The following is a 15,094-nucleotide window of genomic DNA, read 5'->3' as shown; positions in this document are numbered from 1 at the left end:
CGTGCTCCCGGTGCCCCACGTCCCGGATGGGCTCACCATAAGGCCGTTCCAAAACAAGAACAGCAGGACGAAAAGGCACCACAGATCACATACCGGATAATGGGTACGTGGATGATGGGCGGCATGGCGCTCGTCTGGGTCCTGGTGTTCGTCGCCCTCTTGCTCGCGATTGCAGCCCTGGTCAAATACCTGCGAACCTGAAGCCGTAGACACCGTCAGGCATACGACTATGCGATGGCAATTTCCGAGGAGAAGGGGCCATGTTGCTGCCAATGCTGGCGCTGGAAAGTGTATGGCGGACTGGCGAAGGTCTTGATCCGCGAGCACGGTTTCACCGGCAGGCAGGCCGTCGACGTCTGGGGCCTGTCGGACGGCTGCGGCGGTGGCGTGTAGACTGCCGTGGCAACACGATTCCCCGCGCCGATGGCTAATGCCGAGCCGGCGGGCTTGTCGCCCGCCGGCGGACGATCAAGCCGCCATCCTTCTGCAGCTCTCGGCGCAACGCCGACAGGCTTCGACGCAGTCCTGCATATCGCCGATGCGCTCGCAGTCTGCTGCGCACTCGTCGCAGATTTCTGCGCATTCGCGGCAGACATGTTTGTGATGCGCCGAACCGAGCAGCATGAAATGCGCAGCGGTCCGGCAGATCTCGGCGCAGGCGAGCATCAGCCGGAAATGTTCCGGCTCGGTGTGTTTACCGCCGGTTTCGAGGCAATGCCCCGAAGCGATGCCGAGGCAGGCTTGATAGCAATCCAGGCAAACCTCGATGCAGTCCTTCATTTCGGGAGACTGGTTGTGCATGATCGTGTCCTCACTCCGCCTTGGCCTGCCAAGCCTTGTGGGTTGTCATCGCTTTGTCTGTGTAGCCGGACGAGGCGGCGACGGCTGTTGCGACGCCGGCCATCAGGCCGACAACTATAAGGATTGTCTGCTTTCTCATGGTCTTCTCCAATCGGATTGGGGCTGTGAGCCCGAAAACAGGATGGACACCCTGTTTAGGCGTCCGTTCAGGACATCCGATCGATTGGCGGCCGTTCAATTCGCCGAGGCACGGTGCCATGGGCGCGCGTCGGACCGGATTGAACCTGCCTTGCCGGAGCGCTCGACGCGCTTAATGCCGTTTCATCGATGAGGACGGCATGACAGGCCGATCCGCAACACGCCGATCCGCAACACTGGACGGCATGGTGAGCGGGACAGGTTGCGTCGTCAAAGTGCCCGCCGGTAGCGGCGGGTTCGCCCGCCGCTACGGACTCATTCGAGGTCGAGAGATGCTGCACGGGCGATGCGATCAGTTGGTCGGCGGCAGAAGGAACCGGGTCGACGGCAGAAGGAACCGGCCGGCCGGCAACAATCAGCAACGCGGCAAAGATGATCCACGCCACCCATGAAAGGTCCATCCCTGTCGCAACCCGAACTTGCATTCGCGCCCAACGCGCGGTGGCCCTAACTGTTCCGACAGCCAGTGTTCGGCGTGCCCAATGCGCCGCACTACTCGTCAGACGAAGCCGGGAACCGGCCTTGTCTTGCCGCTCAGTTGCGCGCCCAATGTCAGTGCTTGCGGGAAATTCCGGACGATCGCCGCCATCAAGGTGGCGCTGCCGGGGCGAAGGGCAATTCCGGCGATAGCAGCGGCAGCGTAGACCCGGGTCGAAAACAGTCTTTTCCAGGCCGCCTCATAGCGTCTGGCGGCAGCCTCGCGCGCTGCTTGGCCACCTGGAGTGGATGCGAGTTCGCAAGCCAGCATCCAGCCAGACTGAAGCGCCATCGAGATGCCCTCGGCGATAACAGGATGAGACTCTCCGGCTGCATTGCCGACGCGGAAGATGTCCCGTTCGTAGCAGGAGCGAATTCCCGGCCGGATCGGCCCTGCGGCAAGCCACGGACCGTCGAGGAGAGCCGAATCCAGGGCGTCCCTCACGCCCCGGCATGAGTCCAGCAGGTGGCGGGAGACCGCATCGGCGGCCGACACATGGCTCCGGTGTTTGGGGCCATGTTGTTTACGCAGCCGCGCGAGCATATCGCGCCGAATGCAGCACGAGATCGACAACCGGCCATGATCCGCCGAAACCATGCCGCCGTAGCCGCCAGGGAAGGCCAGCAGAGGCATCAAATCCGGCGCCAGGGACGACCCGGTGAAATGCGCCTTGAAGCCGAGCAGGTCCGACGGGCGATTGGTCTTTCCGAGCTGGCTGGGCAATGGTCCCGGTTCCCAAGAGCCGTGCGCGGCGACAATCACCGGCGCTCGCAACGTCGTCGTTTCGTCTCCGGCTTGAATTCGTACCCTTTGCATCTCGCCATCCCGGTCGATGGCGACGGCGCGGCAGGGCTGAAAGATTTCGACACCCGCCGATCGCGCGGCCTGCAAAAGCAGGGAATCGAGAATGTCCCGGCCGAGCGCCCGGCCGACGCCATCTTTTGCAGATCTTATAGAGCGCCCATCTTTTGCACGAGGCATTTCTGCCTCGACGCAGGTCTCGCCGGAAAAGAAGCCGACACGGCGGATTTCGGGGCCGGCATTGGCACGCCAGGCATCGCCGATCTCGAGCTGGTCCAGAAGCGCAAGATTGCTTGCCGACATGTATTCGCCGCAGACCTTGCGGCGCGGGAACGCGCTCTTTTCCACAATGGCCACGCCCCATCCACGCCGGACCAGCGTGAGCGCGACGGAGGTCCCCGCCGGGCCGGCGCCGATGATGATCGCATCATGGGTCGATAATCGCGTCATGGGTCGTTGCCGGAGCTGGCGCCAACGAAAATGTGGGAAAACAGGCCGGCGCGCCGTTCCTCGACCGGTTTGCCGTTGGCGGTAAGCCAGAGCCCGGAAAGCTCGCTGCCGCGAAAGCCGGCACGCACGCTTTGCGCCGCGTCGTTTCGTGTGACGTCGTTGGCGCCGATTGCCGGGAGAAGACGGGTCGCGGCCAGCGCCAGTTTCGCCCGCAGCGGCTCTGTCGCCAGCAGCAACGGGGCTTTCGGCCTAATCAACGAAAACAGGCGCACGAGTTCGGCATCGTCCAGATGATGCAGAAACAGATTGACAGTGATCGCATCGAACCGCGTGCCCTCATTCTTTCTTGCCCAGTCGAAGACATCGGCAGTGACGCCTTCGACCGTCCATCCCAGCCTGTCAAAATCATCGCGCAATTGCGGCGTGATGAGGTCGACGCGGTCGAGCATCACCAATTCGACGTCAGGCCAATGCCTGGCCATGCGCCGCGCTACCGCCAGCATGAAGGAGCCATCGCCGGCGCCGATCTCCAGAACGCGGCGTGGCGGCTTTGGAACAAACCTCCTGAGCAACGACGTCATTATCGGCACCTGAAACATCAGCATATTGATGCGACGAAGGTCGCGGCGCGCGGTCAGCGCTCGCGGATCTTCGGCCGCAAGTCCGTCAAGGATTTCCGGCGCAAGCTGCCGGCGCTCCAGGCCGCTCATGACACCGTTCGAAAGAGCATGGTTTCGGCCGTCAGCCCGGGACCGAACGACATGCCGCAGCCGACCAGGCCGGGTGGCGCCTTCAGCATCTCCTTCATCACGAACATGACGGTCGCCGACGACATGTTGCCGTATTGGCGTAACACCTCGCGCGATGGTTCCAGCGCGGTGGGCTCCAGTTTCAAGGCCCTTTCGACGGCGTCGAGCACCGAACGTCCACCCGGGTGTACGGCCCAAAGGTCGATCGCCTCGGTCGGTCGGCCGCCGAGGATGGCGGCCTGGTTGTTGCGTAACGCTTCATGAATCGCTGCCGGGACCTGGCCGGAAAGAACCATTTCGAAGCCGTGGTCGCGAATATTCCAGCGCATCAGATCCCGCCGTTCCCTCGCCACCATACAGTGAAAGCTATCGAGCTCGATGCCGGCCGGCTCGGCGGTGATGAGCGCGGCCGCGCAGCCATCGCCCCAAAGGCAGAACGACAGCAGCTTTTCCAGTTCGGTGGTTTCACGCAGATGCATCGTGCAGAGCTCGATATTGACCAGCAGGACCTTGGCCTGCGGGTCGGAGCGAACGATGTGGCGGGCCAGTTTGAGGCCGTTGATCGCCGCGTAGCAACCCATGAACCCGATCATCGTGCGTTCGACACTGTCGGGCAGCCCGCAACGCGCAACCAGCTCCAGATCGATGCCCGGCGCCGAAAAACCGGTGCAGGTGGTGACGATAAGATGGGTGATGCGGGAAGCGTCGTCGCCAAGCTGCAACCCGTCGATGCCCTTTTGCGCCAGAACAGGTGCGGCATCGTCGAACATCGCCATTCTCATGGCCGTTCCGGGAAACGCACCCCGGATGAAGGTCCCGGCCAGGTCGGCATTTGGTCCTTCGGGGTCGGACGCCGGCGCAAAGCAGGAATAGCGGTGCTCGATGCCGGCAAGATCGGCCATGCGTTCGAAGAGTCTCCGGCGATCGGCCGCGAGCATGGAGGCCGCGAAACGCAGGTAGAATTGATGAACCTCGTGCTCCGGCACCGCTGTCGCGATCCGGTTGATATAGGCCTTGACGGGCATATTCTGTCTCCTCGGCGTATGCACGATGTAACGTGCCGCCGGAGGGTCTTCTCATCGGTACCCGGTGTCGAACACCGGGTTTTGAGCGCTGTTCGATAAACGTTTCCGAAAACTGATTTCTTCCCGAAGGTTCAGTATGCGCTGTTGGCAGGCAAACGGTTGGAGCCTGCGGGCGGTTGCGTCGGGCATCCAAAATCGCCACATCAGGTTGACCTTCCATCTACTGGAAGGTCTATTGCTTCGACAAAGGAGATTTTCCACCATGAACATCGGCATCGCATCCGAAAAATCCGGCCTGCCGGCCAAGACGATCCGTTATTACGAGGACATCGGGCTCTTGCATCCGGCCCGGACAGACAATGGCTATCGCGATTACTCGACGGCCGATATTCACCGGCTGCGCTTCGTGCAGCGCTCGCGAAGCCTGGGGTTTTCGGTCGACGAATGCCGCCAGTTGCTCTCGCTGTACCAAGACAGGGAACGTGACAGCGCCGACGTGAAAGCGATCGCGAAAGCCAAGCTGGTGGAGGTCGACAGGAAGATCGCCGAACTGGTCGGATTGCGCGGCTTACTCCACCATCTGGTCAGTCACTGCCACGGCGACGAGCGGCCGGATTGCCCGATCATCGACGAGCTGGCGGGACAAGGCATGGCCCAGTGAGGCTCGCAGCTGCTGCAACAGTGCTGTCGCTTGCCTGCGTCTCTGTCGTGCTCGCCGCCGGCCATTCGGGCCGTGATGCGGTCATCGAGGCTCGCCAGGCCTCGATGAAGGAAATGGCCGCGGCGGCAAAGGCGATCGCCGGGATGTTCGACGGCAAGCGGGCCTATGACGCCGCGGCGTTCAAGGCGGCGGCCGAGACCATCCGCGCCCGCACCGGCCCTTCCCTGATTGCCGAATTCCCCAGCGCGACATTGGGCGCGCCTTCAGGCGCCAAGCCGGATATCGACCCCGCCCGCGCGGAGTTCGAAGGGCTGGCTCGCCACATCGGGACGCTGGCCAGCGCCCTGGCCTCCGACGCCGAGCAGGCGCCGCCGCGTATCACCGACGACATGAGAATGGGTTCCGGCCTGGCGATGGGCGGTGGCAGCCTGCTTGGCAAGCGGCCGGGGCCGGCGGAAGCCGACCCCGCCAAATTGCCGGCGGAGCACCTCCTGCATCTCATCTTGCAGGATTGCTCGAGCTGCCATTCGAAATTCCGGCAAAAGGTCGAGTGATGGCCGGCTGAACGCCAGCCGGCGGACGGCGATCCAGCGTCGACCGGCATTCTTTCTCGTCAGCTCCGCAGTTGCTGATCCGCCACGAAATTGCGCCAGCCGCCAAAATGCGAAATCTCCTCTGCATCGGTAAGGCCGGCACTTTCGACGAGGAAGCCTTTCGGCGAAGTTCCGTCGTCAAGCACAAGCGTTCCGATGCCGAGCGGCGGCGGGATCGCGGCGACGAAGCGGCCGAAGGCTTGCGGCGATAGCCGCCAGACTTCGACCTCGATCGCAGTCCCCTCACCGTTGCAGGTCCGCTCGAGACCTGGTCTCGACACCGACTGGCCGGCAAGCGCGTAAAGCCGGTAGAGCGGCGCCGTTCTTGCAGCCCGGGCGAACATTGCGCCGAGCCGCTGCAACTGGCCGTTCAGCGCCATCCCCGACAGATGGGCGCCGACCACGGCCAGTTCGATCGTGCCTTCATCCACGTCCGCTCGCGCATCGCCACGCAACGGCTGCGGCCAGCCGGTAGCGCCCAGCGAAAGACCGCTTGCCACATGGATGTCGCGGGCAAGCGACGCCGTCAGGTGGTCCTTGCCAGCCGCGGCAAGCAAGGTAACGCTCATCGGCAAACCGTCGCTGCGTGTTCCGGTCGGCACGGCGATGCCGCACATGTCGAGCAGATTGACGAAGTTGGTGTAGGTGCCGAGCCGGCTGTTGGTGACGATCGGATCGGCCAACACCGCTTCGACTGTGTAGTGGGTCGGCGCGGTCGGCACACAGAAAAGGTCGACTGAGGCGATGACCAGCGCAAGCTTGGCCTTGAAGGCTTGCAAGGCATAGAGCCCCTTGAAGGCGTCCGCTGCGGAAAGTTTTCGTGCGCCGCCAATGATCTGCCGCGTCACCGGATGCATCGCTACCTCGTTGACTTCCATGAAGTCCCTGATCGCGGCGTAACGCTCGGCCACCCAGGCGCCTTCGTAGAGCAGATTGGCAGTGGCGTAGAAATCGCCAAAAGGGATTTCGACCAGCCTGCAGCCCAGCTTCTCGAGCGAGGCAAGAGCGGCCTCGAAGCCATCCTGCATCGCTCCGTCGTCAAAGAATATCCGGTCGGCCTTCGCCGGCACGCCAACCGTCAGCACCGGCGGGCGCGCGGCAAGAGCCTGAATGCAGAGGTCGCGCGAATAAGGATCGGCGTCGTCCTTTGCCGCCGCGGCCTCGAACACGCTGTAGGCGTCGTCGACAGTGAGCGCGAACACCGAGACGCAGTCGAGTGTCCGGCAAGCCGGCACGACGCCGGCGGCAGAAATCGCGCCGACGCTCGGCTTCAGCCCGACGATGTTGTTGAGACCGGCGGGTATGCGGCCGGAGCCGGCGGTATCGGTGCCGAGCGCGAACGAGACGATGCCACGCGCCGTCGCCACGGCCGAGCCGCACGAGGAGCCGCCCGGCACCAGTTTTGGATCGATCGCGTTCCTCGGGATCGGATAGGGCGTGCGCACGCCGACCAGGCCAGTGGCGAACTGGTCGAGATTGGTCTTGCCGACGACCAGCGCGCCGGCGGCCTTGAGCCGCGCCACGACGGTAGCGTCTTTCACCGGCAAGTAGGCAAATTCGGCGCATGCCGCCGTGGTCGGCATGCCGGCGACATCGATGTTGTCCTTGACCGCGAACGGTACGCCCCATAGCGGCTTTGCCACCGGATCGAACGGGCCGAGCTTTTCTGCTTCGGCAAGCATCTCCGCTCTGCTCGCCAGATGGATGAAGATGCCGGGGTCATCGGCCGCCGCGAGCCGCGCATGGAGCGTATCGACCATCTCGCCGATGCCGACGCCGGCCTGATAGGCGGCGTGCAAGCTGCCTATGTCGAAGCGGATGTCGTTCATTTGGCCTCGCCCAGAATGACTACCGGCAGGTTCCACTGGATGAGCACGACGCAGCCATCCTTCGTCCACACCGAGTGTTCGGTTCCGACCGGGTTCAGGATCACGCTGCCCGAGGCATAATCGCCATTCTCGTCGCTCTGCGTGCCTTCCAGTACGATGATGGTTTCCAGCCCGGCATGGCGGTGACGCGGCACGCCGGCGCCCGCCCGGTAATTCAGGATCGCGACCGACGGCTCGACCGGACTGCCCTTGAGCAGCCAATGCACTGTGATGCCTTCGCGAAAATGCTCGAATGGCAGATCACGCCAGCCCCCTTGGATGAGAGCCTGGTATGCAATGTTAGGCATTGGAAAGTCCCTCGAGCACCTGGTCCGTTGTCGCCGTCCAGCCGACGATGGCGCCCTGCGCCCTGATCATGGCCAAGGCAGCCGCCTTGAACTCCGGAAAATAGCTCTCGGTCGCATCCTCGGCGAGCAGGCATTCATAGCCGCGGTCGTTGGCCTCGCGCATCGTCGTCTGCACGCAGACCTCCGTCGTCACCCCGGCAAAGACCAATTGCTGCGCGCCGAGCCGTTTCAGGTCATCGCCGAAGCTGGTCGCATAGAACGCCCCCTTGCCCGGTTTTTCGATGACGATCTCGCCAGGCAATGGGGCAAGTTCATCGAGGATCGCCGTTCCTGGCTCGCCGACGATCAGCACACGGCCCATCGGCCCAGTGTCGCCGATTCTGATCGACGGATTGCCGCGATTGCGCTTAGCCGGAGGCAGATCCGAAAGGTCTGCCTTGTGGCACTCCATCGTGTGGATGACCGGCAGGCCGGCGGCGCGAAATCCCTCGATCAGTCTCTTCACCGTCGGCACGATCGCCACCACCCGGCTGACGTCGTTGCCGAGGCTGGCGCCGAAGCCGCCGGGTTCGGCAAAGTCGCGCTGCATGTCGATGACGACCAGCGCCATCGCCTCAGGCTTGAAGACAAACGGAAACGGCAGCGCGTCGATCTCCGCCATCAATGATGTCCCGCCATGTGCTCGCCGATCGTCTGCACACTCGCCTGCGCGATCGGCGTCTCGTAGACCAGCGCGCCGTCGGACATGACGAAGATGCGGTCGGAGAGTTCGAGCAGCTCGTCGAGGTCCTCCGACATCAAAAGCACGGCGGCACCGGCGTTGCGCGCCTTCATGATGCGGGCGCGGATCTCGGCGACGGCGGAGAAGTCGAGGCCGAAGCACGGATTGGAGACGATCAGAAGATCAACGTCGCCTGTCAGCTCGCGCGCCAGCACGGCGCGCTGCACATTGCCGCCTGACAGCGACGAAATCGGCGAAGCGAGCGAGGCCGTCTTGACCTTGAACTGTTCGACCAGGCGGGCCGCGTAGTCCCTGATGGCACTCATCCTGATCCAGTTGATCGGCTTGCCGGCTTCGTTCAGGTCGAAGGTGCGGAAAGCCATGTTTTCCGCCACCGTCATCCGCGGCGCGCAAGCGTTGCGCAACGGTTCCTCCGGAATGAAGCGGACATTGAGCGTGCGTGCCTCGCTGCGGCTGGCGCCATAGGGCGAGCCCTTCACCAGAACGTCGCCGGCATTGCGTGCCCGCTGTCCGGCAAGGACCTCGAGAAACTCCTTCTGGCCGTTGCCGGAGATGCCGGCAATGCCGACGATCTCGCCGGACTTCACATCGAGTTCGCCGATGTCGATGGTTTTCAGCCCCGTTCGGTCGGGCGCCTTCAGCGATTTCACCGTCAGAACCTGCCGGGCTCCGGCCGGCACCGGAGCACGACTGTCGAGCGCTGCAATCGGCTGGTCGCCGATCATCATCGCCGCCATCTGCTTGTGGGAGAGTTCCGAGACCTTCCCCGTTCCGGTCAGCTTGCCTTTGCGCAGCACCGTGATGTCGTCGGCAAACGCCGTCACCTCATGAAATTTATGCGAGATCATCAGCACCGTAAGGTCGCCGCTCCTTGTCATGTCGCGCACTAGGCCAAGCACCTCCTGCGCCTCGCCGGGAGTGAGCACGGAGGTCGGCTCGTCGAGCACCAGGAAACTGCGGCCGAGATAGAGCTGCTTGATGATTTCGAGCTTCTGCTTCTCACCGGCGGCAAGTTCCGCCACCTTGACATCGAGCGGCAGCTTGAACGGCATCCGCTGCATGAATTGCGCAAGTGCGGCGCGCTCCTTGCGCCAGTCGATGACGCCGGGCACCTTCTCGCGCGAAATGACCAGGTTTTCCGCACCGGTCAGCGACGGGACCAGGGTAAAGTGCTGGTAGACCATGCCCAGGCCGAGCGCTGACGCATCCTTCGGGCTGGCGATCGCGACCTCGCGGCCATCGACCAGCATGTCGCCGGAGGTCGGGTGGTAAAAACCCATCATGCATTTGACCAGCGTCGACTTGCCGGCGCCGTTTTCGCCGAGCAGCGCATGGAACGATCCCGCCGGCACCTTGATCGAGACGTCGTCCAGCGCGGTGAAGGCGCCGAAGCGCATGGCCATGCCGATGGTCTCGACGCCGACGGCTTTCTTGCCGGGGGTTCCGCTCAAAATCGTCTCCTCACGGCAGTTGCGCGACGAAGGACGCCGAGTTCGATACTGCGCCGAACACGCCGCCCTGCATCTTGATCATCTTGATTGCAGCGAGATGGTTGCCATAGTCGGTCGCGCCGCAGCAATCCTCCAGCATCACGCATTCGAAACCGCGATCGTTGGCCTCGCGCATCGTCGTGTGAACGCAGACATCGGTGGTGATGCCGGTCAGCACGATGTTTTCGATGCCACGCTGGCGGAGGATCAGCTCCAGGTCGGTAGCACAGAACGAGCCCTTGCCCGGCTTGTCGATGATCGGTTCGCCCACGACCGGATAGAGGTCGTGGATGATATCCCAGCCCGGTTCGCCGCGCACCAGGATGCGCCCGCAAGGTCCGGGGTCGCCGATGCCGGCATTGATACGGCGTGAGCGCCAGCGCTTATTGGCCGGCAGGTCGGCGAGATCGGGCCGGTGGCCTTCGCGCGTGTGAATGATGGTGTAGCCCTTGGCCCGCATGGCTGCGAGCACCGACTTGATCGGCTCGATCGGCGCCCGCACCAGCGAAAGATCGTAGCCCATATGATCGACATAGCCGCCCGGCCCGCAGAAATCGGTTTGCATGTCGATGATGATCAACGCCGTATTGTCCGGCCGCAGCTCGCCATTATAGGGCCACGGATAGGGGTCGGCGTCGATGTAGCGCTGGGTGATCTCGGCTCTGGCGTTCATCGCAAAAACTCCAGTCATTTGGTGATCGACAACTCGCCTGGCGCGCCGGCAAGCGAGCGGCTCGGCGACGAGGTGGCGATCATGATGATGAGCGTGAGGATGTAAGGTGCGGCGTAGAAGAGATAGTAGCCCTGCGTGACCCCCACCGATTGCAATGCGGGGCCGAGCGCCCCGGCGCCGCCGAACAAAAGCGCCGCGGCAAAGCAGCCAAGCGGGTTCCAGCGCGCGAAGATGACCAGCGCCACCGCCATCAGCCCCTGCCCCGACGAGATGCGTTCGGTCCAGCTGCCGGGATAATAGAGCGACAGATAAGCGCCGCCGATGCCGGCGAGCGCGCCGCCGATGCCTGTCGCAAGCAGGCGCACAGTGTTCGGATTGAGGCCCATGGCGCGCGCCGCATCGGAGCTGTCGCCGACGACGCGCACGATCAGGCCGGCGCGGGTGTTGCGGAAGGCCCACCACAGGAACAGCGCAAGTGCCGCGCCGATCAGGAACAGGACGTTGACGTTGAGCGCGGCCTGCACCTGCGGAATGTTCGACCAGCCACCGAAGGCGATGGCCGGCAGGTTGGGCGCCGAGGGCTGGATGAACGGCTTGCCGAAGAAGAAGGCGAGACCGGAGCCGAACAGCATCAGCGCTATGCCGATGGCGATGTCGTTCACGCCGCGGAATTTGCAGATCCAGCCATGGAACAGGCCGAAGCAAAGACCGGCACCTGCGGCAGCCAGCAGGCCGAGCCATGGCGAGCCGGTCATCACCGCTACCGCATAGGCGGTCATTGCGCCGAAGACAAGCGTGCCTTCGAGGCCGAGATTGATGCGGCCGGAGCGCTCGGTGATGGCTTCGCCCAGCGACACGAAGATGAACGGCGTCGAGACGCGGATGGCGCCGCCAAGAATGGCGAGCGGCACGCCCCACAGACCGATCTCGGTCGCCTCCATCAGCCAGTCCCCTTCATGACGTAGCCCCCTTCAAGAGATCGGGCCTCTTCCACAGATCCGGATTGAAGACCTTGAAGCGGCCGTAAAAAGTTTCGCTGAACAGGATGACGACGAAGAGCATGCCTTGCAGCACCAGCACGGTGGCATCGGGCAAGTCCATGCGGCGCTGGATCAGCCCGCCGGAAGCGCCGACGCCGCCGAGCAGGACGGCGACCGGGATGATGGCGAGCGGATTGTGGCGGGCGAGGAAGGCGACGAGGATGCCGGTATAGCCGTAGCCGGCGGCGAGCGAGGCGTTGGCGCTGCCTTGCACGGCGCCGACTTCCAGCATGCCGGCTAACCCGGCAAAGCCGCCGGCCAGCCCGGTGAAGCCGACGATCAGCGGTCCGACGGCAAGCCCTTGCACCTGGGCCGCCCTGACATTGCCGCCGGCAATGCGAGCGGCAAACCCCCAGCGAGTCTTTTCGATCAACAGCCAGGACAGGACGCAGGCGACGATGCCGACGACGAGGCCCCAGTGCACGTCCATGCCTGGAATGTTGCCGATGCGGTAGGCATCCGCCAGCGGCTCAGTCGAGGGTTTGTTGAGCGAGGCTGGATCGCGCAGCGGTCCTTCGACCAGATGATTCATCAGCGCGATGGCGATATAGGCCATCAGCAGGCTGGAGATGGTTTCGTTGACGGCGCGGTAGTGGCGGAGCGCGCCGACGGCGCCGATCCAGATGCCGCCGGCGACCATGCCCGCCACGCCCATCAGCAGGATGACCAGAAAAGCCGGCGCGCCATTCACTGCGACGCCGATGGCGGCGGCGGCAACGCCGCCCAGCACGATCGCGCCTTCGCCGCCGATGACGACGAGGCCGAGCCGGGTCGGCAGCGCAACGCAAAGCGCTGCCAGCAAAAGCGGCGCTGCCCGCGACAGCGAATTCTGGATCGAGAACCACGAGCCGAAGCCGCCGCGCCACATCGTTTCATAGAGCTGCACCGGCGACTTGCCGACCAGCGCAATGAACAGGCTGAACAGCGCCATGCCGACGATCAGTGCCGCGAGCGGTATGACGAAGGCTTCCGCCCGCCGCGCCACCCATTCGAGCGCCGCCGGATAATTCTTGGCGCCAAACAGCGCCGGTGCGCCCGCAGTGCTGACCGTGTCTGCCATGGCCCCGTCTCCGATCCGGTTCAGGCGGTCGAACCGACGACGCCCTCGACGAGGTAGTCCATGCTTTCGAGCTCGATCGCGGTCTCGGCGAAGGTCTGGTCTTCGGTCGCGACAACAACGCCCTTGTTGCTCTTCAACGGACCCTTGATGACGGAAAACCCGCCTTTCATCATTTCGGCAAGCGTGCCGTCGAACTGCTTGCGGGCGGCATCGCCGACGGCGGGGCCGAGCGGGCTCATCTTGACGAAGCCGTCGGCAAGGCCGCCGCGCGTGAAATTGGGCAGCGGCGTGCCGGCCACCAGATCGTCGACGAACATCTTGTAGACCTTGGCCCAGTTCCATTCCGCGCCGGTCAGGTATTTTTCCGGCGCCAGCGGGCTCTGGTTGGCATGATAGCCGCAGATGAAGGCGCCACGTCCGGCCGCCGTCTCGACCACCACCTTGGGGCTGTCGACATGGCAGGTGATGACGTCGGCACCTTGGTCGACCAGCGCATTGGTGGCCTCCGCCTCCTTGACCGCCAGCGACCACTCGCCGGTGAAGATCACCTGGCAAGCGATGGTCGGGTCGACCGAGCGCGCGCCGAGCAGGAAGGAATTGATGTTGAGCAACACCTGCGGGATCGGCTTTGCCGCGACGAAGCCGAGCTTCTTGGTCTTGCTGGTGTGACCGGCGACGACGCCGTTGAGATACTGGCCCATGCCGATATAGCCGAAATAGGAACCCGCATTCATCGGATGCTTGTCCTTATTCCACATGCCGCCGCAATGGCGGAACTGCACGTCCGGGAATTTCGCACACATGGCGAGCATGTGTGGATCGAAATAGCCGAATGAGGTCGGGAAGATCAGCGACGCGCCGTCGAGGTTGATCATCGATTCCATCGTCTTCTGGACGTCGACCGTCTCCGGCACGTTCTCCTCCTCGACGACGGAGATGCCCTCCATTCCCTTCAGCGTGACGGCGCCTTCGGCATGCGCCTGGTTATAGCCGTAATCGTCCTTTGGCCCGACATAGATGAAGCCGACGGTGGCCGTCGCAGCAAAAGCCCTGCTGATCGGAAACGATGCGGACGCAAGGCCGAGCGCCGCTCCGGCGGCGGAAGTCTTGAGCAGGTCGCGGCGGCTAAGCATGAATCTCTCGGTCATGTGAATGCTCCCTCTGTGGGGCCTTTGGGGGCCGGTTAACACCTCAATGAAGAAGTGTATGCAATCAGCATGCCAGTTTGATAAACGGAATTTCATCAATGATATCAATGAAGACATCACCATGGCCTGCTCAAAGCCGGAGCAATTGCATACACTTTTTGCCTTTAAAATAACCAGTTTGACATGCAGGCTAAAATACAGGCATACAGAGTTGCGGCGGAGTCGAAACGGCCGATGAGCCGCCTGGCCCACGGCTGCATGCGAAAAGACTGGACGGAGGAGACGTGTCGGGAAAGCGCAATTTGATCAGGTCGGGCACGACCGTCGATCAGATGGTGAGGGCGATCAGTGACCGGATCGTGACCGGTTTCCTGCGCCCCGGCGAAAAGCTCGACGAAGCCTCGCTCGCCGCCCGCTTCGACGTCTCACGTACCCCGATCAGGGAGGCGCTCAGCCGGCTCAGCGCCATGGGCTTGGTAGAAAGACGGCCCAACCGCGGCGCCACTGTCGCCGTGGTGACGCAGGAGCATCTCGCCTCGATGTTCGAGAGCATGGCCGAGCTTGAGGCGATCTGCGCGCGCTTTTCGGCCGAACGCATGACGGCCGGCGAGCGCCGCACGCTCGAGGCAGAGCATCAGGCCTCGGCGCGCTTTGTGCAGCTCGGTGCCGAAGAAGAGTATGAGCTTTTCAACACCGAGTTCCACACCCGGCTCTATCGCGGCGCCCACAGCAAGCACATTTATGAACTGACAGTCATGACCCGCGGCCGCCTGGCGCCGTTCCGGCGCGCGCAATTCATGCTGCCCGGCCGGCTGGCCCAGTCCTGGCAGGAGCATGATGCCATCGTTACTGCAATCATGCGCGGCGACAGTGCGGCCGCCGGAACAGCCGCCAAGGATCATGTCTCAATCGTCAGCGAGGCGAGCGCCGTCTTTGCCATCGGTGATCGCCCCAAGGGCAAGGCCGAGCCGGTTCCGACATCGGCCTTCTAGAGCATTTTGCAGCCAAG

18 protein-coding genes are annotated in these 15,094 nt (G+C 63.6%); 5 read left to right on the top strand and 13 right to left on the bottom strand.

Going from position 1 to position 15,094, the window contains the following annotated elements:
• A partial coding sequence (locus tag NKJ94_RS11140; protein WP_352524952.1) for a hypothetical protein occupies positions 1-201 on the top strand: 201 nt, incomplete at its 5' end.
• 33 nt (positions 202-234) lie between these two features.
• Positions 235-393: a hypothetical protein gene (locus NKJ94_RS11135; RefSeq protein WP_352524950.1), complete on the top strand. Its 159-nt coding sequence runs from the start codon at positions 235-237 to the stop codon at positions 391-393.
• Positions 394-468: 75 nt separating this feature from the next.
• Here NKJ94_RS11135 and NKJ94_RS11130 read toward each other — a convergent pair whose 3' ends face one another.
• From NKJ94_RS11130 to NKJ94_RS11110, 5 genes are all read right to left on the bottom strand, one after another.
• Positions 469-801, bottom strand: a complete 333-nt coding sequence (locus tag NKJ94_RS11130; RefSeq protein ID WP_352524948.1) for a four-helix bundle copper-binding protein — start codon at positions 799-801, stop codon at positions 469-471.
• A gap of 10 nt (positions 802-811) precedes the next feature.
• Positions 812-940 carry a hypothetical protein gene (locus tag NKJ94_RS11125; RefSeq protein ID WP_352524946.1) on the bottom strand — a complete coding sequence of 43 codons (129 nt, stop codon included), beginning with the start codon at positions 938-940 and terminating at the stop codon, positions 812-814.
• 558 nt (positions 941-1,498) lie between these two features.
• Entirely contained in the window at positions 1,499-2,728 is a 1,230-nt protein-coding gene (locus tag NKJ94_RS11120; RefSeq protein WP_352524944.1) for an NAD(P)/FAD-dependent oxidoreductase, read from the bottom strand.
• Positions 2,725-3,438, bottom strand: a complete 714-nt coding sequence (locus NKJ94_RS11115) for a methyltransferase domain-containing protein (RefSeq protein ID WP_352524942.1) — start codon at positions 3,436-3,438, stop codon at positions 2,725-2,727. Before NKJ94_RS11115 ends, NKJ94_RS11120 begins: the two co-directional genes overlap by 4 nt.
• Positions 3,435-4,502: a type III polyketide synthase gene (locus tag NKJ94_RS11110; protein ID WP_352524941.1), complete on the bottom strand. Its 1,068-nt coding sequence runs from the start codon at positions 4,500-4,502 to the stop codon at positions 3,435-3,437. Before NKJ94_RS11110 ends, NKJ94_RS11115 begins: the two co-directional genes overlap by 4 nt.
• A gap of 262 nt (positions 4,503-4,764) precedes the next feature.
• On the opposite strand from NKJ94_RS11110, the gene cueR reads away from it, so the two are divergent.
• Together cueR and NKJ94_RS11100 are read left to right on the top strand one after the other, a co-directional pair.
• On the top strand, positions 4,765-5,163 hold the full coding sequence (gene cueR / locus NKJ94_RS11105) for a Cu(I)-responsive transcriptional regulator (protein WP_352524939.1): 399 nt from the start codon (positions 4,765-4,767) through the stop codon (positions 5,161-5,163).
• The gene (locus NKJ94_RS11100; RefSeq protein WP_352524937.1) at positions 5,160-5,717 is read left to right on the top strand and encodes a cytochrome c; all 558 of its coding nucleotides are present in this window, start codon (positions 5,160-5,162) and stop codon (positions 5,715-5,717) included. Before cueR ends, NKJ94_RS11100 begins: the two co-directional genes overlap by 4 nt.
• 59 nt (positions 5,718-5,776) lie before the next feature.
• Here the strand turns inward: NKJ94_RS11100 and atzF are convergent, their stop codons facing one another.
• From atzF to NKJ94_RS11060, 8 genes are read right to left on the bottom strand one after another with little or no spacing between them, the layout of a single operon-like run.
• On the bottom strand, positions 5,777-7,585 hold the full coding sequence (atzF, locus tag NKJ94_RS11095; RefSeq protein ID WP_352524935.1) for an allophanate hydrolase: 1,809 nt from the start codon (positions 7,583-7,585) through the stop codon (positions 5,777-5,779).
• Complete coding sequence (locus tag NKJ94_RS11090; protein WP_352524933.1) at positions 7,582-7,932, bottom strand: cupin domain-containing protein; 351 nt, start codon at positions 7,930-7,932, stop codon at positions 7,582-7,584. The genes atzF and NKJ94_RS11090 overlap by 4 nt, the downstream gene beginning before the upstream one ends.
• Complete coding sequence (locus tag NKJ94_RS11085) at positions 7,925-8,593, bottom strand: cysteine hydrolase family protein (RefSeq protein WP_352524931.1); 669 nt, start codon at positions 8,591-8,593, stop codon at positions 7,925-7,927. The genes NKJ94_RS11090 and NKJ94_RS11085 overlap by 8 nt, the downstream gene beginning before the upstream one ends.
• Positions 8,593-10,125, bottom strand: coding sequence for an ABC transporter ATP-binding protein (locus NKJ94_RS11080; RefSeq protein WP_352524929.1), 1,533 nt, complete (start codon positions 10,123-10,125; stop codon positions 8,593-8,595). The genes NKJ94_RS11085 and NKJ94_RS11080 overlap by 1 nt, the downstream gene beginning before the upstream one ends.
• Positions 10,126-10,135: 10 nt before the next feature.
• On the bottom strand, positions 10,136-10,837 hold the full coding sequence (gene biuH / locus NKJ94_RS11075; protein WP_352524927.1) for a biuret amidohydrolase: 702 nt from the start codon (positions 10,835-10,837) through the stop codon (positions 10,136-10,138).
• Positions 10,838-10,851: 14 nt separating this feature from the next.
• Complete coding sequence (locus tag NKJ94_RS11070; protein WP_352524925.1) at positions 10,852-11,778, bottom strand: ABC transporter permease; 927 nt, start codon at positions 11,776-11,778, stop codon at positions 10,852-10,854.
• Positions 11,779-11,791: 13 nt separating this feature from the next.
• Positions 11,792-12,937: an ABC transporter permease gene (locus NKJ94_RS11065; protein ID WP_352524924.1), complete on the bottom strand. Its 1,146-nt coding sequence runs from the start codon at positions 12,935-12,937 to the stop codon at positions 11,792-11,794.
• Positions 12,938-12,957: 20 nt separating this feature from the next.
• On the bottom strand, positions 12,958-14,085 hold the full coding sequence (locus NKJ94_RS11060) for a BMP family ABC transporter substrate-binding protein (protein WP_352524922.1): 1,128 nt from the start codon (positions 14,083-14,085) through the stop codon (positions 12,958-12,960).
• Positions 14,086-14,417: 332 nt separating this feature from the next.
• On the opposite strand from NKJ94_RS11060, the gene NKJ94_RS11055 reads away from it, so the two are divergent.
• Positions 14,418-15,077 carry a GntR family transcriptional regulator gene (locus tag NKJ94_RS11055; RefSeq protein ID WP_352524976.1) on the top strand — a complete coding sequence of 220 codons (660 nt, stop codon included), beginning with the start codon at positions 14,418-14,420 and terminating at the stop codon, positions 15,075-15,077.
• Positions 15,078-15,094: the final 17 nt, after the last annotated feature.

Origin of the sequence: Mesorhizobium sp. M0060 (assembly GCF_040323155.1) — a bacterium.
GTDB lineage: Bacteria > Pseudomonadota > Alphaproteobacteria > Rhizobiales > Rhizobiaceae > Mesorhizobium.
This window is presented reverse-complemented; position numbering and strand designations above follow the sequence as displayed.